Consider the following 19,675-nt stretch of genomic DNA (forward strand, 5'->3'; position numbering starts at 1 on the left):
TATTTGCCTCTCTACAAGAGACAAACCAGAGGCTTGAGGTAAAATATGAACACAATGGTAACTGAAATCAAGAACAAGTTCCAGGAACTTGGTGTAGATATTCCGGTTGAAAAGATAGAAGAGAGACTTGACAAGCTCATAGTGAAGTTCAAGGTTCCCCAGGAAGAGGCAAAAAGAAGTGTTGTGAATTTTTTCCTGAAGGAATACAGTATTTCCAAAGATCAGTTCTATGGTGGTAAGGGAGAAACTTCCTTTGTAAAGGTGGCAGATATCTCTGAAGATGGGAAGTGGGTGAACGTAAAGTGCAAGGTGGTTCAGCTGTGGGAAAACACTCATGGGTCTATTTCTCAGGTCGGGCTGCTGGCAGATGAAACTGCTACTATAAAGTTCATATCCTGGGCGGCTGCAGAGGTGCCGGTAGTTGAGGAAGGAAAAACTTACATATTCAAAAATATTGTATGCAGTGAGTGGAACGGTAAAATGGAAGTAAACCTCAATAAGACCAGCTCCATTGAAGAGACTTCAGATGATATACATGTAGAAAGCAGAACTCCGGGAGTAGCTCCTCTTGTAAAGGTCGCTGAAATTTCAGATGAAGGAAAGTGGGTCGATCTGAAAGGGAAAATTGTGCAGTTGTGGGACAATAACAATGAATCTATTTCTCAGGTAGGTCTTATTGGTGATGAAACTGCAACTATCAAGTTTATCAAATGGGCAAGAGCGGAGATTCCCGTTGAGCTGACAGAAGGAAATAACTATCTTTTCCGGAATGCTGTGACCAGTGAATGGAATGGAAAACTTGAGATCACTCTGAACAAAAGCAGTTCCATTGAAGAGATATCCGATGAGATTGAAGTTAAAACCAGAGAAGATGCTGTGCTTACAGCTGCAATGGTGGACGTTCAATTAGGTTCCGGGCTTATAAAACGTTGCCCTCAATGCAATCGCTCTCTGACCAAAGGCGCATGTGCAGAGCATGGTAAAGTAGATGGGGTATACGACCTACGCCTGAAGGCTGTACTGGACACCGGAACTATTGCTCAGGACATACTTCTTAAAAGAGAAGTTACTGAAGAGATATCGGGTATAACGCTCGAAGAAGCCATAGCTATGGCGGCAGATGCACTTGATCAGGGTGTGGTCCTGGAAGCTATGAAACAAAAGCTTGTGGGCAAGTATTATACGGTTTCAGGACCGCGAGTTGACAGATACATACTTGTGGAGTCAATAAAAAGGGAATCCATCCTGGATCACGAATTGCTTGCCGAACTCATAAATGAAGCGGAGGTGTTCTAAATGGCAGGCTATACCCGTGAAGTTGCCAGAAGGCTATTCGCTCAGGAATTCAGGGAGTCCAATCTAACTTTCAAGGATGGTAATGATCAATATTCTCCCCAGTATCTGTTAAGTCCCACTGGCGCAAAAGTAAACAGGATGTTCATAGTGGGAACTCTTACGGAGAAAGAAGATATTGGAAGCGATTCAGAATACTGGCGTGGGCGAGTGTCTGACCCAACAGGCTCATTCTTCATATATGCAGGCCAATATCAGCCTGAAGCCGCTCAGGTGCTTTCAGAATGTGATACTCCTGAATTTGTAGCTATCGTGGGCAAGCCCAGTACATATACTACTCCCGAAGGCGAGATCCGTACATCCATAAGGCCGGAGTCAATGTACATAGTCGACGGTGAAACCAGGGATCTCTGGGTGCTTGACACAGCCAGGGCCACTCTGGAACGTCTAAAAGCCCTTACGGACTCCAATCCAGATGCACTAAAGGCAAAAGAACACTACAGGACAGAAACAAAGCACTATGCATCCATGGTGCTGAAGGCTCTCAGGTCTCTGCAGGAAGAATATTGATCTTACAGGTTTAATCGCCTGTAATTTTTTAATTTCTTGTGCTTATCTTTTTTGGAGCAAAAGAACCATAAACAACAATGGTCAATAATTGATTGGTGTATTATGAAAACATATCTTCTTATCTGGTTCAACAGTAATGGGGCAAGGCCTTCTGAGGTTACCCGAAGTCTGATGTCCCTTGGTTTTACTCCTATGCAAGGCTCCTACGATTATGTCTATGATTGGGGAAACCATGTAGATATGGATGAGATCGTAAATTTCGGGGATAAGGTGCAGATGACCTTAAAAGATACAGGGGTAATGTTCAAAATAGAAACGGTAAATTCTACTCCGTAAACAGTACTCCATATAAGGTGCTTTATTCCTTCTCTGCGAGTTTACGTGAATATTCTATATAGTCGCAGGATTGGCCAACGATCTCAATTATTCTGGTAGAAACATTTCCATTATTGATATCTATCTCCACTGCGCATGGATCGGACATTCTGGGTTTTGTAGGCGATCCAGGACAGATCAGCAATACATCACTTTTTTCGATCAGGGGTCTGTGGAGATGCCCGAAAACAAGTATGTCCACTTCCATCTCAAGGGCAAGGTATCTGAGAGCAGTGGTATCGTTCAGAGAGAGGGCTCCTTCATGGACTATACCTATCTTTATGCCGCCTGCTTCAAATGTGATTTTTTCAGGAAGTTCCTGCTTTACCAAAGCCTCATCTGCATTACCATGCACAGCTTTTAGTTTACCGGTTGCTTCAAATGCCTTGTAGCACTCGTAAGATGTGAAATCCCCTGCATGAGCGATAATATCATAATCTGCGAGTACATCCGCAAGATATTCCGGTATTTTTCCGGTTTCAATGTGTGTATCCGAGATAGTTATAATTTTCATTTATGCACATCCACTAAGCTCAATGTAGAGAAAGATCGACAAGTTCATATTCCAGGTTTTCGCTTTCGAGGCGGCTCAGTATGCCGGGAACCTCTTCATCAATAGCAAGCACCAATGAGGACAGGCCATGGAAAGCTGCCTCTATAACGGATTCCTTTGCTCCGAACATTACGTGTGGTTCCCTGCCCACCCTTCTCAAAGCTATAAGAGATTCAACCCCTATGGTAGCAATATATGATTTTGATCTGACAAGGTTTTCCAATCTTTCCAGATCAACATTCTTGGACCCGCCTCTTTCTACACGTGGTATCTTACAGACAGTAATGCTTGCATTTTCCAGGTCAATGAGTCCCATCAGATCAGTGACACCTACATCCTCTCCCTTCAATGCAGCGGAGATGGTTGTACCAGTGGCATTAGTGATATTCTGTGTGCTGACATAGAGTAAACCGTTTCTCATCGTAAGATATACTTCCTGGTCTGCATTCATATCTTCTTCAGTTATTGCAGTCCAGGTGGATACATGACTTATGATGTCACTCATCACAAACCTTGCATACCTTTTCATCTCGGCGGCATTTTCCAGAACCCATTCAACCCCTTGTTTAGTAATTCGGTACCTTACTCTTCCTTCAGAGCTCACAAGTCCTTCAGCCACAAGTTCTTTTATGTATTCTGAGACCGCCTGAGGCGTTACACCGATCTTTTCAGCTATCTCCTTTTGCCGAACATTAGGCTGGTGTGCAGCCACTTCTATGAGTATCTGGAACTTGGTTATACCACTCTTACTGCTAAGAAGCTCGATCATTCCTTGTCCTCTACTTCTTTGATACGTTGTCCCATCACTGCAAGTTTATCAGATCGTCGTGCAACGGCACGGATATACATTGGGCTTTTGTTTAATGCCCTTGTCAGGCTGCTCATGGACTCGTTTCCCTCTATCACAAGTTTTTCTAGTTCTTCTATTATATCCTCCACTTCTTCATAAGGTTTGAAAGTCAGCATTATAATATCGCTCATATCCTCAACAGAACATTGAAAATTTGTCTGTACTTTGGAATAAGAACTATGATATTCTTTTTGTGGAGTTTTTCCAGGTTCAGGCATATGCCACTGGCTTTCGATCAAACCACTTTTCTTAAGGATCATTATACTCTGCGCAACATCCGTTCCCAGCGTTTCCTCTAGTTCATCTTTTGTCATCCATAAATTTAAAAGGGCATCAAATACCTTTTTATGCCGCTTAGACCCAAAAATCTGGAGGAGTGGTACAAGTTCGGAAGGATCATTAATAATTCTTGTCCGTTTATTCATTGTATTAACCTCTGAATGTACCTCATATGGACCGTGACCAGTTAAATTTCGAAACTCACAAGTACAAGCGATCCAAAAATTTAGTTAACCCATCAAAACACTTTTCGCCAATAGTATATGTTCCTTAATCTTAATAAAGGTGTTGTGATTTCAGAATGTTTTAAAATCGATATTCAGTTCTCCATTTTGTTGCCAAAGGAACAATGGGAATTTTCTCTTTTCCTGTATGTTCTTCTCATACAGTGCATGGACTACAATGGGTAGTGCAATGGTTGCATCCACGAATACCTGAACTTTCTTTGCATCAGCAGCTATCTTACCCCAGGAAACAGCTTCATCGAACGTGCATCCTGAAAGGCCACCCTAGTGAGGTACATCTGTGGTATACTGTATGGCATAATCATGTCCGGCAATATTCGCACCCATTATGGAAGCCACAACTTCCGTCTGTTGTATGAAGTTCTTGGGAACTCCTCCGCCTACATAAACGACCCCGGTCTTTCCAGACATCTCCACTATGCGGGTTATTTCATCCACATCTTTTATCTGGTCCACATCAACATCAAACCCTGCCCTTCTTGCAATGGTCAATCCTATCCCTATGGAACTATCGCCAAGAGCTGGCACAAAAATGGGAACACCATATTTATACGCGCTGCCTACGATGGATTCATCGCCATTTCCATCTTCGTATATTTTCTTTCCAAGGAGGCCTATGAATTCTCTTGAGGACATTCTCTTCCCATGAAGTCCTCTGGCAAAATCTGCTATCAAATGATCTGTATTTCTGAACTCTTCCTCAAAAGCGAAAACATCGTATATTCTGTCCACTCCATGCCTGAACAGTTCTTCATCGTTGGCCAGGTGAGAGCCAACATAATGTTTCTTTCCAATAGCTTCATGGCAATCATGGAACAGGTTCGCTCCCGTGCTCACAAGACAGTCTATCATCCTGTTCTTTATTAGATGTACTATCACTTTCCTCATGCCTGCAGGTACCATAGCACCTGTAAGCCCCATCATTATAGTAAGTTCTTCTTCTTTGAGCATATTGTTCCAGGCTTGCACTGACTCGGCAAGTTTCCTGCCCTGGAATCCAGTATATAGCATGCTGTCTACTAGCTGGCCTATAGATCTGTTCGTGACATCTAAAGGTCTTGTTGGGTTCTGAGTGAAAACATTGATCTTATGTGACTCCATCCTGGCACCTCTCAATGGTAGAATCATGAAACTCTGAAATGTTACATACTGCTACATTTAATTATCAGTTGGTGTTCAGAGAGACATATCTTTTGGAAAATATATCATGTGCACCATTGTAATTAAGCATGACCTTTGAGGTAATTCTACAGTTCTTTATCCTATTCTTTTGCAGACCGATACATATATCCAATTCTGTTACCAATCAGTCAGTTATCATGTCCCAGAATCTTAGTGAGAAGATAAATGATGTGCTTGTAGATAGGCAATTGTCCATAAGCGCCATCACCAGGGAGCTTAAAGACAAGGGGTTCGTTGAACACAGGCTGGTACTGACTGGATATCTGCGGGCTCTGCGCGATCTGAAAAAATTACAGGAAATCGAAATTCCTCCCTCTAAGGTCTACAAACGCCTGGAGTATCCTGAAAAATGCACAGATATTTACTCTATAGTAGGCGATCAGATCAAGAGCCTGGACATGGAAATGCGTCTACACCTTGCTATCTTTATTATATCCCGGCTCTTCAAGAGACCAGTGTTCAGGGAAGAGCTCCTCCATCTTGGCATCAATAACAAGAGTGTTGCTAATTGTCTGGAATCTTCCACATGCATGATATCTGTTTCAAGGGACGAGAATCTGAAACTCTACCGCACTGAGATCACACGGATCCCCATTCCCGCAAACGATCCAGCCTATGAAATAAAGGCTGAAGATGCTCATCTGATCTCCATGGCAAATGTGGTCCTAGTGGACACTATCAAAGATCTTGTGGACATAAGCGGGCTTACTCCAAAAACGAAGCAAACGAAACTTGTTGAAATGTGATTTCATCTTTGAACATATCAGTTGCGGCATCAATGGTAACTTAAGGCAGTGATAATCTGAAAATAGAGCATGAAGGACTTATTCAAATACATCCCGTCGGATACGTACACAATGCTTTTAAAGAAGCTGTTTTTGATAAGGGGGTATATTCTTCGATATCACAAATATTTTTGAAAGAACCACTAAAGGATGGCCTTAAAGAGACAACAGATTTCGCTAAGATCTATGTGCTGTCCCATTTTGACCGCTTGGAAGGCTACGATCTGATTCAAAAACGCCGTCATGATGGGAAAATATCAGGTGTCTTTGCTTCCAGGTCACCTAAAAGACCTAAAAGTATAGGGCTTAAGTTGCTGGAATTGCTGGCCATCAAATTAAATATGCTTACTGTCAGAGGCCTGGATGTTATTGATGGTATTCCAGTGCTTGATATAAAACCGTTCATAGAAATTGATGTGGCAGGTGATTGTTTACGGTCTCCATAAATGCGGCATGTATACAAATGGAAGTGGAACACTGTTCTAAAACAGATAATATAACGAAAGCTTTGTCCATGGCAGAAAAGGCAGTGTCGTCAGGAGCAGATCTCATTGTACTCCCGGAAGTCTTCTCTACCGGTTTTTGCTATGAAGGAATAAGTGACCTGGCAGAAGAAGCTCCATTCCCCACCATCAGTAAATTCATTGGATTCTCAAAAATAAAGGAATGTGCTGTGATCGGCTCTATAATCGAAGCACAGTTCCAGGAAGGAATTCCTGTATTCTATAACATGTGCTTCTGTGTGGAGCACGGCAAGCTTGCAGGTATCTATCGTAAATGCCATCTTTTCAGGCAGGAAAAAAACTATTTTGCAGCTGGAAGTAGCATGCATCCCCTATTCCTTAAAAGCTACGGTCTAAATATTGGACTGGAAATATGTTATGAATTACGTTTTCCTGAAGTAGCCAGGAAACTGGTCCTTGAAGGTGCAGACCTGCTGGTTACTGTAGCGCAGTTCCCAAACCCCAGAAAACATATATGGAGGACTCTTGCCTTGGCGAGGTCCATTGAGAACCAGATACCACATATAGCCTGTAATATGGTAGGCTCTTCTCCTGCTTCCTCTTTTTTTGGCGGTTCCATTATCATTGATGCAGCGGGCGATGTGCTTGTGGAGGCAGATGGGGACGAGTGTATAATCATGCATGCTATTGATACTGAAAATACTAATAAAGTGAGACGCGATATCCCTGTTTATTCAGACCGGCGTGCAGAACTTTACTGATAATTATTATTTCCTTTGATCTGACCGAAGCAGACTATTTAACTCGAAAAGTCATTCATTCACTGAAAGTTATTCATTACTCATATGACTAAATCTTTGTTCTCTGCGGTTGATTCTGATGCTGGTATTGGTGATTTTGACAGGATATTAAGAAGCTTTTCTTCATCATGATTAAAATTATGCACGTTGTAACTTCCCAGTGGACATCTGCCAATTCTGCCAGTCCCGTGGTAATCCGAGCCTCCTGTTATGATCAATCCATATGTACGGCACAGTTCCAGCATGGATTTGACCTGTTGCCAGTTGCTTTTTCCGTAGAACACTTCAAAGCCATCAATTCCGCATTTTACAAAATGGTCCACTACATCGGCAAGTAAGGGTAGACTGCTGTACTGGTCCAGGGTGCGTATCATATGTGCTCCGACTGCTTTGCCCCCTGCTTTGTGAATAATCTCAATGGCTTCCTCTATCTGGAACTTCTCCACATCTATAAAGTACTTCGATTTCTCCGTGAGCCACAGGTCATGGAACTCATAAGTGGACATATCTCTGTTAACAACAGCCAGTGCAATATCATGTTTGGTGATAATCCCTTTTGCCGATTCAAGGCGCGAATAATCCACAAGCCATCCATGCGAAGAAAGCAAATCCACCATTTCGTCAGCATATTTCCATGCACGTTTTTTTGTGATCTCAAGTTTCTTTTGTAGGTATGGGTCATCCTTATCAAAGCCGTAGCCAAGCACATGTACTTCAATACCCTGGGGGTCAAAATTAGTTGTGAATTCTATACCAGGGATGAACTGTAACCCCATTTTCTTGCATTCGCGTTCAATAGATTCAAGCCCATCCACAGTGTCATGATCAGTGACGCTGATGGCCTTTAATCCTATATCCCTTGCTTTTGTAACCAATTCAGAAGGATACAAGTCCCCATCTGAATAGATCGTGTGCATGTGCATATCTGAAATGATTTGAATGATAACACCTCACCAGTCTTTCTTTTTGAAGTTTACTCGTTATGAACTTAATGTAAATAGGCTATAGGAACCTCTATAGACTATATTTGGTATGTATCCTGGACCATTGCATGTTTGATGTGCAGATTAATATCAAAATACTGCAGCCAAAAGTTCAAAGCAGGAAATGTATTGTAATTCTTATGGGGTCCCAATACAGGATCAGTTTTAACAGGACTCTTTTCATTCACGTTTTTACTCTTCCACATATATTAAATAATATAATAAAATTATTATATAAACATCTCTATGGGTTACATGCACTTAAAGGCAACACGCTCATAGAAATATTAATCTCACATATAACATTAAACAGACTACTTATAGTATGAACTTGATTTTATAAAGATAAACGGTAAAAGAATAGATATGTCTAGCAGAGAAAGGGATATGGCGGTAAGATACCTTAACAAAGGGCTATCTTTGAAGGAGAAAGGCCTTCATGCAGAAGCACTTGAGAATCTCAAAAAGGCAGAAGAACATTCATGGGTGGCTTCTTCTCCTGCTCTTCTGGCTACGGTCATGCAGAATCTTGGAGAACTTTTGGAGATCATGGGTGATGATGAAAACACTTTTGAACAGTATTTTCTTGCAGTAGAGAAGTTAGAAAGACTTGTTGAAGTAGTCCCATCATTCAATGAACAATTAGCTACCACCCTCAGCAAATTTGCTTCCATGCTTGTGGACAGGGATGAAAAGGAAGAAGGAAAAGCAAATTATGAGAAGGCCATTGCTATTTACCGAAAACTTCGTAGGGAGAATCCAAGGAATGTACAAATACGCTCCAATATGATCTCTACTTTAAACAATCTGGGTGCGCTTCTGGCAGACATGGGTCAGAAGGCTGAAGCACAATGGAAGTTCGAAAAAGCTCTGGACATGCTTGATGACAAGCAGTGTCCTGCAGAGAATTATACTCTTTGTTTTGAGAAAAAAGCCATGGTGCTAGAAAACCTGGCCAATTTGCTTATCGAAAGTGGAGAACTTGAGCAGGCAAGAGAAAAGCTTTCAAATGTCCTTGAGCTCTACTCTTCGCTACTTGATCAGGATCATATGACAGAGTTTTATCAGGCAAGAGTAGCTTTGGTTCTTAGCAGGATGGCTCATTTGTTTGTATCCTTGGATAGAAAAGAAGAGGCATTACAAAGCTACACCTCTCTCCTTAAAATGTATGGTGAGCTTTCAAAGCTTACACCGGAAAATGAAGAGATCATGGTGGAAAAAGCTTTAGTTTTAAGCTCCATGGCGGATCTGCTTGAAGGCATGCATGCGGAAAATGAAGCAATAAGCAAACACGAAGAAGCACTGGACATTCTAATAAAGATACAGTCATCAGATGAACTTTCTAACTATTCTTCGATCATTGTATCTATACAGCTGAAACTAGGAAAATTACTTGTTGCACAGGATAGAGTAGCAGAAGGTCTTACAAAGCTGGAAGAAGGCATAGGCATCATATTGTCCTTTGGGGAAAAAGATGTTGAGACCATTGATGAGGTTTACTCTTATCTGCTGCAAACATGCGAGCATTTGCTTGAACGATCAGGCAATGGCGATACGGAAGCATTTGAAAGGTTGCTTGAAATGCATGACAAGCTCAGTGAGTTGATGACCACGCCTCAAGGTATCTCCTGCAAGGCAAGGATAATGAAAATCCTTGGCAGGGTGCAAGTGGATTTAGGGAACAAGGAGGATAATACCTCCACACTTATAAACGCTGCAGATCTACGTACCCAACTAAAGGATGCAGCTGACCATTCATCTGAAACATCCGAAAAGTTCGATATCATAGAACCAAACATGTTTTGTACTGCAGATGTTGAGGAGCTTGAAAGCAACTATAGTAAGATCACAGAAGGCTGCAAAGAGGAAGGCATTGGACCTGAAAATATCACACATAACGGGAGCATTATGGATACACAGGAAAGACTAGCTGATCTGGCGCTCGATAAGGGAAGGTATGAGCAGGCATTTGATCTGTATATGGATATTTACTCTGCCGACAATTCAAGGGGAGGGGCTCTTAGTAAAGCCAGAGATGTACTGGAAAAACTCGAATCTGAGATTCATCTTAACAAGCGTTCAGGCAGTATTCTGAAAGACATGGAATTCCTTGTCAAAGGATATGCTATGCTTGCGGACATCGAGCCTTTGAACTCTGAACATAGACGCAACCTTGCAGCTACAGAAAAAGAAATGGGTAAGATGTTGCTTGACACTGGTCATGTGGATGAGGCAAGGCAGAGGTTTGGGCAGGCTCTTGATGATTATCTTTTGTTAATGGGTATGCCGGGCAACAAACATCATCTCAAAGGCATGTATGCTGTCCTGAAGGAGCTTGCAGCTCTGTTGCCGACTATCGGTGACAAGGAAAAGAAGCTGAGATGTCAGGAAAAGATCTCTAAGGGCTATTCTTTCATGTGTGAACTTGATCCTCAGGACGCTGGTCTTGTAGAAGATCTTGCAACCTCTCTGGACCATCAGGCGTCATTGTTGGCAAGCCTGGACAGAAAAAAGGATGCTTACGAGGTTCTTGATGAAGCCCTGGGTAAGTATGAACTGCTTTATCAGCTCGAGTCTTCTGAAAAGGCTGCTGGAAAAGCTGCTGTGGCAATGAACAACATGGGTGCTATGCTTGCCAGGATGGGACGGAAAGAGGAGGCAAAACAGATGCTTGAGGATGCTTTGAGGATCTACAACTATCTGCTCGATCAGGAACCAGATAACACAGAGCATATGGTGCATGCTGCCTTCACTCTTGATAATATGGGCACTCTCTTTGGGAACATGGACAGGCTGGATGATGCAAAACATATGTACGAATCGGCTTTGCAGATGTATATGGATGTAGGCAGTGTAGACCCCGATGACACTTCATATAACGAGTATGCAGCTCTTACCATGGAAAATCTGGGTGCTGTGCTGGAACGCATGGGCAGGAGCGATGATGCCAAGTGGATGTACGAGAACGCGAAAAAACTGAGGATTGTTGAAGCATAAAGCTAATTGCAGGGTATATTGAGGTTGGAAATACCCAAAATAGTTTTTCTTCAATTCCCTTCATTTTCTCTTTGTATACTGCCTCCTGATCTATCAGAAGAAGAAAAAAGGAGTAGAGAATTCTTATCTCTGCTAAATTCATAGCATTAACCTAATGCTACTCACAAAATTGAGAACTGTGATTCAGAAAAAAATTTTTGGGGACCAGGATCTGGTCAAAGAGATATTGAAGTATTCTGGCTTAGGGTAACTAGGTTCTATATATCATAAAAAATAGCACTAATTCTGATCGTATAACATTTGTAAATAAGAATTGGAACTAAAATATCTTCATGTTTCAAGCATATGCATTCCTAAAATCTGAGATCGGAGAATAAGCTGCCAGATGTTCATGAGGTGTTACTCAAAAAATCCAGAAGCCTCGGGCGTGATTTGAACACGCGACCTAGTGATTACAAGTCACTCGCTCTGCCGGGCTGAGCCACCGAGGCATATATTTATGGATTGTATGCTCTACATAGCATAATAACAGATAAATTTTATGGTATTTTCAGGTGTGACCATGTGGCAGGAGATATCCAGGATAGGTAGAAAACTGGTACAGAGCGGGCTTGTGGAGTCCCATTTTGGCAACATAAGTGTTCGTATGGGTGACAGGATGCTCATTACAAGAAGCGGAAGCGCCCTGGATGAGCTGACATCGGATAAGATAGTGGAGGTGGAGGTGCAAGGCACCTGCGCCCTCGATGTCATCGCCTCTTCAGAGACCATAGTCCATCGCGCCATCTATAATAGCACTTCTGCATTTGCCATCGTACATGCCCACTGTCCCTATGCTGTTACTATGTCTTTGCTGCAGGGCGAGGGCTGTATCACTCCGCTAGACAGTGAAGGCCGGTATTTTCTGGGCGATATTCCTATAGTCCCGGGAGGTATAGGCTCTGCAGAGCTTGCTGAAAATCTCGCTAAGGCTCTGTACTGCCATAAAGCTGCAATTGTGTATGGACACGGCACATTCTCCATAGGCCGTGTGCTTGACGAGGCATATGTGCTTACAACACAGGTGGAACATTCCTGCAGGATCAGGTATCTGCACGATCTGATGCGCAAGTGACCGGGAAACAAAAAACGGTTCAAATGAATGTAACGAAAGAAAGACATTAATCCGAAAACGCCTTTATAGCATCACACATGACCTCTGATTCCCTACGACCATATGCTACGCGGTTCATTTCACCTCTTGCACATAAGGCTGCAGATGCGGGTGTTTCTCCGGACCAGGTATCTGCGCTGTCACTTTTTTTCGCCATACTTGCAGGGGTATTCTATTATTACTCTCTGACAAACCCTTTGTTAGTGCTTGCCGGTGCTTTTATGGTATCTCTTAACTCTATGCTTGATGCTATCGATGGTCTCATGGCTCGATACCTCAAGACCGCTGGCCCAAAGGGAGATTTCATCGATCACGTAATTGACCGCTACGCTGACGTCATAATCATTTGCAGTATCTTTTTCGCAGGCCATGTACAGTGGCAGATAGGTGTCATTGCCATAGTGGGCGTGCTTATCACCAGTTATCTCGGCACCCAGGCTCAGGCCTTGCAGCTTGGCAGGTACTACGGAGGCATAATGGGTAGGGCAGACAGGCTTTTGCTTATAATGGCAGCATCTGTGATGTACTTTGTATACCCGCACCAGATACTCATATTCAATCTCCTGGGTTGGGTCATGGTGATAATTGCTATAGCAAGCCATATCACTGCTTTTCAGCGTATCTGGCATATATGGCAGCAACTTTGAACCTGAGATGTCTTTAAAACTTTAAATAGACTTATTCCTATTACTCAGCATGCCTGTCGACCCAAAGAAATATGAATACCTGGACCACACTGCAGATGCCAAGTTCTTGGCGTACGGTAAAACCCTCGAGGAAGCCTTCGAGAATGCTGCTCTTGCAATGTTCAATGTCATGATAGACACAAATACTATATCTCACACCCAATCCCTGGACATCGAGCTTGCAGCTGAAGATATTGATGGTCTGCTCTTTGACTGGCTATCTGAATTTTTGTTCCTGATGGATGCGGAATATCTTGTATTCGGTGATTTCAGGGTGCACCGCATTGAACGGGAAGGTGATCACTTCCATCTCAGTGCTACTGTGTACGGAGAACAAATCGATTTATCTAGGCATAGGTTCGATACAGAGGTTAAGGCAGCTACATATAACGATATGCAGGTGCAGCTATCAGCAGATGGCTGGGTGCTGAGGGCTACAGTGGATACTTGAAATCAAGTGTACATCTTGATTCTTTCATTGAACCAATACTGTTTTACATGTCGGGTATATACTTTATAATACGGGATGGGAGAATTCAATATAATTTCAAAGTAAGTGATGACTATGTCTGAAGATAATGATATTTCAATTAATCTCAATAAGATCAATGATAATACCTGGGAGGTACCTCGCGGATATAAACCAGGGATGCGTGTTCCAGGACGCTTGTTCTTATCTCCTCCGCTTCTAAATATACTGGAACAGGGCACACTGGATCAAGTGGCCAATGTGGCTGCATTACCAGGTATACAAAAGTATTCCATGGCCATGCCAGATGCACATCTTGGGTATGGTTTCCCTATAGGCGGAGTTGCGGCATTTGACAGGGAGGAAGGTGTTATCAGTCCAGGTGGTGTTGGTTTTGACATCAATTGTGGTGTAAGGCTCATCCGTTCTAACCTGAAAGAAAGTGATGTTAGGCCTGGGATAACGGACCTTCTTGAAAGATTGTTCCATGCTGTGCCTTCTGGTGTGGGCTCCAAGAGCCGTCTGCGGGTAAACGATGATCAACTGGATGATGTTTTCATCCACGGCTCCCGCTGGGCTGTGGAGAATGGCTATGGTGTACCTAACGATGTGGAAAGGTGTGAGAGCCAGGGTATGATGGAAGGTGCTCTGGTGAAGCAGGTCAGCACCAGGGCGCGCCAAAGAGGAAGACCCCAGTTGGGAACTCTTGGAAGCGGAAATCATTTTTTGGAGATCCAGTACGTGGATGAGATCTATGACACAAAAGCCGCTGATGCCTTTGGCTTGCATGAGGGACAGATCACATTCATGATCCATTGCGGTTCAAGGGGTGCAGGGCATCAGATATGTACCGATCATCTGCGCACTCTTACGCAGGCAGCAGAAAAATACAAGATAGATCTCCCTGACAAGCAGCTTGCATGTGCACCTACGGATTCTTCCGAGGCTCAGAACTATTTTGGAGCCATGGTATGTGCAGCCAACTATGCATGGACCAACAGGCAGGTAATAATGCACTGGGCAAGGGAAGTGTTCCAGGATTTCTTCCGGCAGGATATGGATGAACTGGGCATGGACCTTGTGTACGACGTTGCACACAATGTTGCAAAACTCGAGACGCATAAAATCGATGGTAAAAAGCGGGAAGTCTATGTGCACAGGAAAGGTGCTACACGTGCTTTCCCTCCAGAGCATTCTGATGTCCCTGCTGCATATAAGAAAGTGGGCCAGCCTGTGCTTATCCCTGGCAGTATGGGCACTGCTTCATACGTACTGCACGGCACTCATGATGCAATGGATATAAGTTTTGGTAGTGCATGTCACGGGGCTGGCAGGGTCATGAGCAGAGCTCATGCCAAGCATGAGTTCAGAGGGGAACAGATCCAGAAAGATCTCAGTAAAATGGGAATCTCTGTTCGTGCCACTCAACCTGCACTGATAGCTGAAGAGGCTCCGGGGGTCTACAAGTCCAGTAGTGATGTGGTGGATGTTGTGCATAATCTGGGCATAGCAAGGAAAGTTGCACGTCTGATGCCTATAGGAGTTGTAAAAGGGTGAGTTCCACCTCTTTCTTCTTTTTGAAAACCCAGAAGATTTATGGTTGTTAGCCATCAGAAAGATGAGGAAACGGACACATTGTTTGAGGGGATGAATGGTTTGCTTGGTTACAATTACGTTTTTCGGGTTATACAGCTTACAAGCAGTTTTCCCGTTTCCTCAAATACGAATAAGTCTTTATTATATTTAAATCTGTTTGATACTAATTATATATTACAATTGATACAAATAATATTGTTTTCTTTTTTAACATGACCGTTATCCATTTAAAAGGAACCTGTAATTTAGCTGCTATGCAAGATGCAGATAAGAATCTGAAAAAGGTTAGGAGTATAGCCGATTATCAGTTTGGAAAGGGCTGTGGAGATGCTCTTTTTCCAAATGATGTGACTTTTTTGCTGTCCCGTACCAATCGTGTCAGACAAATATTGCACCATGGGCAGCGCATAGCTACTGTCAGGGCAAAGGATGGTATGCTCACCCTAAGTATTTCAGGAGCTATGCTACTACACGATGTTCTTCCTATTCCTTCATATAGAGTGATCGTGTGTGATGATGCTGTTCCTTTTGTATCTAAAGGCAAGACCGTTTTCGCAAAACACATTATCAGTCTGGACAAGGCGCTGCGTGCAGGTGAAGAAGTTCTTGTTGTAGATACTTCTGACAAGCTCCTCGCCACAGGTCAGCTTTTACTTTCTCCGGATGAAGCTTTATTCATAGGTAGAGGACCAGCTATTGATGTGCGTAATGGGATCGATCAGGAGAAAGACAGGCAGGATGATTAATAATATATACATACCATTTATACTATGTGTGCTATAACTGCAGCTACAATTCACCATTCCAGGAAGTGAGATCATAGCCGAAGAAACCCTCCTTAAAACTTTCGTGGTCCCTGACAATACGAAGATGGAAGAGCATACTATTGTTTTGGAAGGTGATGTGATCATCGGTAATCATTCGGACATCAAATACGGTGTTCACGCCAATTCTGCCATTTTGGGTGAACGCGTGGTCTTTGCTGGTGATCTGGTATGCAAGTCTGATGTACGTATAGATATCTGGTCCCGGATAGGTGGCAATGTAAAGACAGATACTGACGCTTACCTGGGAGAATATGTGAACATAGATGGTAAACTCATTGTCAAAGGTGATCTTGATATAGGTAATGATGTTAAGATCAATGGCGGCTTTGAGGCAAAGGGCTGGATAGTCATACGTAATCCTGTGCCCGTCATTGTGTATCTTTTCCTTTACATAAGTGAGCTTCTGCGCCTTGGTAAGGACGAAGAGGTTGAAAATGCCCTGAATGACCTTTTTGGGAATGATGTTGAGGTCATAGGCCCCGCTGCAATGATTATTCCAAATGGTTCGAGCATATCCATTGATTCTATACGCGTGCCTTCCCATGCAGTAATAGGCAACAGCTGCAGGCTTGTAGGGAATATCCGGTCCACTTCATTGGAAATGGGTCACGATAATACTTTATATGGGAGTATAAGGACCATAGATGATATCTATCTTGGAAAGAACAATTCCATTCATGGGAATATTGTTTCCAGAGGCATGGTTCGGATATCTGAAGGTTCTCATGTCTTAGGTGAGATCAATGCACGCACTGTCAGGATACATGAATCAGCAAGAGTTGATGGTGTAATGAGGGCTTCAGAAGGTATTGTATTTGAAAGAGAAGAAAAGGCAGCACTAAGCGACAGTGAACTGATGCATCTTGATGTTTGAACCGTCTTAAAGCATCAGGTATTTTTAAAGTAAGTCTAATTGGCAAAATGTGGGTGCAGTTAAATGGTTTCAAATTTTTTTAATGTAGCAGATATTATTTTGCGAAGTCTTCTGTTAGTCCTTGCACTGCTGATCTGTTACGAGCTGAACAATTACAGTGCCGATGTTGTACGCTCCCGTCTCTTTGTATCCTACAATAAGCTTAAGTTCAGTTTCTATTTTTTATCTCTGAGTTTGTTGTTCCTTTTCTTTGAACCTCTGATATCTCTATTTCACGTATCCGGGGTAGCCATCTACAGTTATAGTTTTGCAATGTTTTTCTTGCAGCTCTCTCTTGTGTTCCTGCTGCACAATATCTATATAGCATTGAAACCACCGCATAAGATCCTTTGACCATCGTTAGGTCTTTATATATTCTGATTCTACTTTACTGCCTTGTGATAAAAGAGGTGTGTTCCATGTCTTCCATAAATTACGAAAGCATCACACAGAAGGATGCAGCACATGTCATGCAGACATATGGGCGCCAGCCGATAGTACTTGCCAGTGGACAAGGCGCAGTTGTCCGTGATGTAAATGGTGTGGAGTACATAGACTGCGTTGCAGGCATTGCAGTCAATAATGTAGGGCACTGTCATCCAAGGGTAGTGGACGCCATAAGGTCCCAGGCAGAGAAGCTCATCCATGTTTCAAATCTTTATTATACGGAAGTTCAGGCCAATCTTGCCGAGGAACTGGTGAAATTAACAGGTATGGAACGTGCCTTCTTCTGTAATTCCGGTGCTGAAGCTGTGGAAGCTGCAATGAAACTGGCTCGTGTTACTACAGGAAAAACGGACTTCATAGCTGCCGAAAGGTCTTTCCACGGGCGTACCATGGGTTCTCTTTCAGTAACTTATAAGGAAATGTACAGGGCTCCATTCAAACCCCTGGTGCAGGAGGAGATCTTTGTACCATACGATAATGCTTCTGCCATGGCAGAAGCTATCACAGAAAATACTGCCGCTATCATCATTGAGCCAATTCAGGGAGAAGGGGGCATCAACGTGCCTTCCGAAGGTTATCTTCAGGAAGTACGTCGTATATGTGATGATCATGGAATATTACTCATCTTTGATGAAGTGCAGACAGGCTTTGGCAGGACGGGTAAATGGTTCTGCAAGGACCATTTCGGTATCCAGCCAGATATAATGTGCATGGCAAAAGCCATGGGTGGCGGTTTCCCTATGGGGGGCATTGTTGCAAAAAAAGGCATAACTTTCAGTAAGGGTCAGCATGCCTCCACCTTCGGTGGGAATCCTCTTGCATGTGCTGCTGCTCTTGGCTCTATTGCAGCCATTAAGGAAGATGGTTTGCTTAAGCGTACCACTGAGCTTGGCAAGTATTTTATGGATAAGCTCAGGCAAGCAGATATTCCTGGTTTCAAAGAGGTTCGTGGCCGAGGTCTTATGATCGGTCTGGAACTGGAGCGCAACTGCACTGAGATTGTAGATCATGCAAGGAAGCATGGCGTGCTGCTTAACAGTACTTCTGAAACAGTCCTGCGTCTTGCTCCACCTCTTGTTATTGACAAAGGCCAGATCGACAGGGTGGTAGAGGTAATTGAGCAGGCTTGAACTCATCGACGAGAACATTCGTACAATTCCTGAATACGTGCCAGGCAGATCCATAGAGGACACAGCAAAAAAATATGGTCTTGATCCAACTTCCATCATAAAATTGGGTTCGAACGAGAATCCCCTAGGTCCTTCTCAAAAAGCAGTTGATGCTATTTTGGAAAATGCTTCTAAGGTGCATCTATATCCTTCAGCGGATGCAGGTGAACTAGTAGACGCCCTTAGCACTTATTTGGATATTCCGGCTTCCAATATTTGTGCTGCAGGCCCGGGGATGGATGGCCTTCTGGATAACCTGATGAGGCTTATGATCCGCGAAGGTGACGAGGTTATTATTCCAATACCAACTTTCTCCTACTACGAGATAGCTGCCCGTGCAAACGGAGCTTCCGTCGTCTATGTGCAGAGAAATCAAGATATGACTGTTGACATTGACGCTATCAAAAAAGCAGTATCTTTCAGGACCAAAGTTATTTTTCTCTGTTCTCCCAATAATCCGTCCGGTGATGTGATCTCAGAATCAGATATACGGATGTTGCTGGAATCTTTCCATGGTCTTGTGTTTGTAGATGAAGCTTACGTGGAATTTGCCGAACATAGTGTCGCAAACCTTGCAATGGAATATGATAACCTGGTTGTGGGCAGGACATTCTCTAAAATATTTGGACTCGCTGGCTTACGTTTAGGTTATGGTATAATGCCTTCCTGGCTTAAGACAGAATATCTTAAAGTAGCGACACCTTTTAATGTAAGCCTTCTGGCATTGAAAGCCGGTATAGCTGCCATTTCTGATAAACAACATATTGAAAAGAGCATTGCAATGGTCAGAGAGGGGCGCAAATACTTGCAGGAGCAAATACCATTTAAGGTATATGGTTCCATGGCTAATTTCGTACTTGTAGATGTTTCTCCCCTCAGTGCAAGTGAGGTATGTGAAGCTCTCCTTAAAAAAGGTATAATCGTAAGGGATTGCCGTTCTTTCAGGGGCGCTGGCAGCTCCCTTATAAGGGTCACTGTAGGTACACAGGAACAAAACATGCGCGTAGTAGAAGCATTCAGATCCGCATAGAATATCCAC

Annotated in this window: 20 protein-coding genes, 1 tRNA gene and 1 pseudogene; 16 read left to right on the forward strand and 6 right to left on the reverse strand. The window is 43.1% G+C overall.

Annotated features, from left to right (window positions below):
• The first annotated feature begins 45 nt into the window (after window positions 1–45).
• The 3 genes from METHO_RS02100 to METHO_RS02110 all read left to right on the forward strand — a co-directional run bounded on the left by METHO_RS02100 (window position 46) and on the right by METHO_RS02110 (window position 2,199).
• On the forward strand, window positions 46–1,296 hold the full coding sequence (locus METHO_RS02100; RefSeq protein WP_015323867.1) for a single-stranded DNA-binding protein: 1,251 nt from the start codon (window positions 46–48) through the stop codon (window positions 1,294–1,296).
• On the forward strand, window positions 1,297–1,863 hold the full coding sequence (locus tag METHO_RS02105) for an RPA family protein (protein WP_015323868.1): 567 nt from the start codon (window positions 1,297–1,299) through the stop codon (window positions 1,861–1,863). It abuts the gene before it with no gap.
• 102 nt (window positions 1,864–1,965) lie between these two features.
• Entirely contained in the window at window positions 1,966–2,199 is a 234-nt protein-coding gene (locus tag METHO_RS02110) for a hypothetical protein (protein WP_015323869.1), read from the forward strand.
• Between the two features lie 22 nt (window positions 2,200–2,221).
• On the opposite strand, the gene METHO_RS02115 is transcribed toward METHO_RS02110, so the two are convergent.
• The 4 genes and pseudogenes from METHO_RS02115 to METHO_RS02130 all read right to left on the reverse strand — a co-directional run bounded on the left by METHO_RS02115 (window position 2,222) and on the right by METHO_RS02130 (window position 5,293).
• Window positions 2,222–2,752 (reverse strand): metallophosphoesterase, encoded by a 531-nt coding sequence (locus METHO_RS02115; protein WP_015323870.1) that lies wholly within the window; start codon window positions 2,750–2,752, stop codon window positions 2,222–2,224.
• A 19-nt stretch (window positions 2,753–2,771) separates the two neighbouring features.
• Window positions 2,772–3,560 (reverse strand): DUF7839 domain-containing protein, encoded by a 789-nt coding sequence (locus METHO_RS02120; protein WP_015323871.1) that lies wholly within the window; start codon window positions 3,558–3,560, stop codon window positions 2,772–2,774.
• A complete protein-coding gene (locus METHO_RS02125; protein ID WP_015323872.1) occupies window positions 3,557–4,066 on the reverse strand; it encodes an ArsR family transcriptional regulator in 510 nt (169 codons plus the stop codon). Before METHO_RS02125 ends, METHO_RS02120 begins: the two co-directional genes overlap by 4 nt.
• Window positions 4,067–4,216: 150 nt before the next feature.
• Window positions 4,217–5,293, reverse strand: a pseudogene (locus METHO_RS02130) (deoxyhypusine synthase).
• A 191-nt stretch (window positions 5,294–5,484) separates the two neighbouring features.
• Between METHO_RS02130 and METHO_RS02135 the strand changes: the two are divergent.
• The 3 genes from METHO_RS02135 to METHO_RS02145 all read left to right on the forward strand — a co-directional run bounded on the left by METHO_RS02135 (window position 5,485) and on the right by METHO_RS02145 (window position 7,357).
• Window positions 5,485–6,093: a hypothetical protein gene (locus tag METHO_RS02135; protein ID WP_048830986.1), complete on the forward strand. Its 609-nt coding sequence runs from the start codon at window positions 5,485–5,487 to the stop codon at window positions 6,091–6,093.
• 164 nt (window positions 6,094–6,257) lie between these two features.
• On the forward strand, window positions 6,258–6,578 hold the full coding sequence (locus METHO_RS02140) for a TrmO family methyltransferase domain-containing protein (protein WP_281162796.1): 321 nt from the start codon (window positions 6,258–6,260) through the stop codon (window positions 6,576–6,578).
• Window positions 6,560–7,357 carry a nitrilase-related carbon-nitrogen hydrolase gene (locus METHO_RS02145; RefSeq protein WP_015323875.1) on the forward strand — a complete coding sequence of 266 codons (798 nt, stop codon included), beginning with the start codon at window positions 6,560–6,562 and terminating at the stop codon, window positions 7,355–7,357. Before METHO_RS02140 ends, METHO_RS02145 begins: the two co-directional genes overlap by 19 nt.
• An 80-nt stretch (window positions 7,358–7,437) precedes the next feature.
• Here METHO_RS02145 and METHO_RS02150 read toward each other — a convergent pair whose 3' ends face one another.
• A complete protein-coding gene (locus tag METHO_RS02150; RefSeq protein ID WP_015323876.1) occupies window positions 7,438–8,313 on the reverse strand; it encodes a PHP domain-containing protein in 876 nt (291 codons plus the stop codon).
• Between the two features lie 432 nt (window positions 8,314–8,745).
• Between METHO_RS02150 and METHO_RS02155 the strand changes: the two genes are divergently transcribed.
• Window positions 8,746–11,376 carry a tetratricopeptide repeat protein gene (locus tag METHO_RS02155; protein WP_015323878.1) on the forward strand — a complete coding sequence of 877 codons (2,631 nt, stop codon included), beginning with the start codon at window positions 8,746–8,748 and terminating at the stop codon, window positions 11,374–11,376.
• 417 nt (window positions 11,377–11,793) lie between these two features.
• Here METHO_RS02155 and METHO_RS02160 read toward each other — a convergent pair.
• Window positions 11,794–11,867, reverse strand: a tRNA-Thr gene (locus tag METHO_RS02160).
• Window positions 11,868–11,938: 71 nt separating this feature from the next.
• On the opposite strand from METHO_RS02160, the gene METHO_RS02165 reads away from it, so the two are divergent.
• The 9 genes from METHO_RS02165 (at window position 11,939) to hisC (ending at window position 19,666) form a co-directional block, all read left to right on the forward strand.
• On the forward strand, window positions 11,939–12,490 hold the full coding sequence (locus METHO_RS02165; RefSeq protein ID WP_015323879.1) for an aldolase: 552 nt from the start codon (window positions 11,939–11,941) through the stop codon (window positions 12,488–12,490).
• A gap of 77 nt (window positions 12,491–12,567) precedes the next feature.
• Window positions 12,568–13,176, forward strand: coding sequence for a CDP-alcohol phosphatidyltransferase family protein (locus METHO_RS02170; protein ID WP_015323880.1), 609 nt, complete (start codon window positions 12,568–12,570; stop codon window positions 13,174–13,176).
• A gap of 49 nt (window positions 13,177–13,225) precedes the next feature.
• A complete protein-coding gene (locus METHO_RS02175) occupies window positions 13,226–13,666 on the forward strand; it encodes an archease (protein ID WP_015323881.1) in 441 nt (146 codons plus the stop codon).
• A gap of 114 nt (window positions 13,667–13,780) precedes the next feature.
• Window positions 13,781–15,241: an RtcB family protein gene (locus METHO_RS02180; RefSeq protein ID WP_015323882.1), complete on the forward strand. Its 1,461-nt coding sequence runs from the start codon at window positions 13,781–13,783 to the stop codon at window positions 15,239–15,241.
• A gap of 293 nt (window positions 15,242–15,534) precedes the next feature.
• The gene (locus tag METHO_RS02185; protein WP_048830992.1) at window positions 15,535–16,026 is read left to right on the forward strand and encodes a PUA domain-containing protein; all 492 of its coding nucleotides are present in this window, start codon (window positions 15,535–15,537) and stop codon (window positions 16,024–16,026) included.
• A 124-nt stretch (window positions 16,027–16,150) separates the two neighbouring features.
• Window positions 16,151–16,981 carry a polymer-forming cytoskeletal protein gene (locus tag METHO_RS02190; protein ID WP_015323884.1) on the forward strand — a complete coding sequence of 277 codons (831 nt, stop codon included), beginning with the start codon at window positions 16,151–16,153 and terminating at the stop codon, window positions 16,979–16,981.
• 63 nt (window positions 16,982–17,044) lie between these two features.
• The gene (locus METHO_RS02195) at window positions 17,045–17,374 is read left to right on the forward strand and encodes a hypothetical protein (protein ID WP_015323885.1); all 330 of its coding nucleotides are present in this window, start codon (window positions 17,045–17,047) and stop codon (window positions 17,372–17,374) included.
• Window positions 17,375–17,439: 65 nt separating this feature from the next.
• A complete protein-coding gene (locus METHO_RS02200) occupies window positions 17,440–18,597 on the forward strand; it encodes an acetylornithine transaminase (RefSeq protein ID WP_015323886.1) in 1,158 nt (385 codons plus the stop codon).
• Window positions 18,584–19,666, forward strand: coding sequence for a histidinol-phosphate transaminase (gene hisC, locus METHO_RS02205; protein WP_015323887.1), 1,083 nt, complete (start codon window positions 18,584–18,586; stop codon window positions 19,664–19,666). The genes METHO_RS02200 and hisC overlap by 14 nt, the downstream gene beginning before the upstream one ends.
• Window positions 19,667–19,675 lie beyond the last annotated feature (9 nt).

The organism is Methanomethylovorans hollandica DSM 15978 (genome assembly GCF_000328665.1).
In the GTDB taxonomy this organism is placed as follows: Archaea; Halobacteriota; Methanosarcinia; order Methanosarcinales; family Methanosarcinaceae; genus Methanomethylovorans; species Methanomethylovorans hollandica.

Bases quoted from the DNA above. Each gene is read 5' to 3' on its own strand.
- METHO_RS02125 (WP_015323872.1), bottom strand. From the start codon at position 4,066: ATGAATAAACGGACAAGAATTATTAATGATCCTTCCGAACTTGTACCA.
- METHO_RS02200 (WP_015323886.1), top strand. From the start codon at position 17,440: ATGTCTTCCATAAATTACGAAAGCATCACACAGAAGGATGCAGCACAT.
- METHO_RS02170 (WP_015323880.1), top strand. From the start codon at position 12,568: ATGACCTCTGATTCCCTACGACCATATGCTACGCGGTTCATTTCACCT.
- METHO_RS02175 (WP_015323881.1), top strand. From the start codon at position 13,226: ATGCCTGTCGACCCAAAGAAATATGAATACCTGGACCACACTGCAGAT.
- METHO_RS02135 (WP_048830986.1), top strand. From the start codon at position 5,485: ATGTCCCAGAATCTTAGTGAGAAGATAAATGATGTGCTTGTAGATAGG.
- METHO_RS02190 (WP_015323884.1), top strand. From the start codon at position 16,151: ATGGAAGAGCATACTATTGTTTTGGAAGGTGATGTGATCATCGGTAAT.
- METHO_RS02105 (WP_015323868.1), top strand. From the start codon at position 1,297: ATGGCAGGCTATACCCGTGAAGTTGCCAGAAGGCTATTCGCTCAGGAA.
- METHO_RS02115 (WP_015323870.1), bottom strand. From the start codon at position 2,752: ATGAAAATTATAACTATCTCGGATACACACATTGAAACCGGAAAAATA.
- METHO_RS02165 (WP_015323879.1), top strand. From the start codon at position 11,939: ATGTGGCAGGAGATATCCAGGATAGGTAGAAAACTGGTACAGAGCGGG.
- METHO_RS02180 (WP_015323882.1), top strand. From the start codon at position 13,781: ATGTCTGAAGATAATGATATTTCAATTAATCTCAATAAGATCAATGAT.
- METHO_RS02155 (WP_015323878.1), top strand. From the start codon at position 8,746: ATGTCTAGCAGAGAAAGGGATATGGCGGTAAGATACCTTAACAAAGGG.
- METHO_RS02195 (WP_015323885.1), top strand. From the start codon at position 17,045: ATGGTTTCAAATTTTTTTAATGTAGCAGATATTATTTTGCGAAGTCTT.
- METHO_RS02150 (WP_015323876.1), bottom strand. From the start codon at position 8,313: ATGCACACGATCTATTCAGATGGGGACTTGTATCCTTCTGAATTGGTT.
- METHO_RS02120 (WP_015323871.1), bottom strand. From the start codon at position 3,560: ATGATCGAGCTTCTTAGCAGTAAGAGTGGTATAACCAAGTTCCAGATA.
- METHO_RS02110 (WP_015323869.1), top strand. From the start codon at position 1,966: ATGAAAACATATCTTCTTATCTGGTTCAACAGTAATGGGGCAAGGCCT.
- METHO_RS02185 (WP_048830992.1), top strand. From the start codon at position 15,535: ATGCAAGATGCAGATAAGAATCTGAAAAAGGTTAGGAGTATAGCCGAT.
- METHO_RS02100 (WP_015323867.1), top strand. From the start codon at position 46: ATGAACACAATGGTAACTGAAATCAAGAACAAGTTCCAGGAACTTGGT.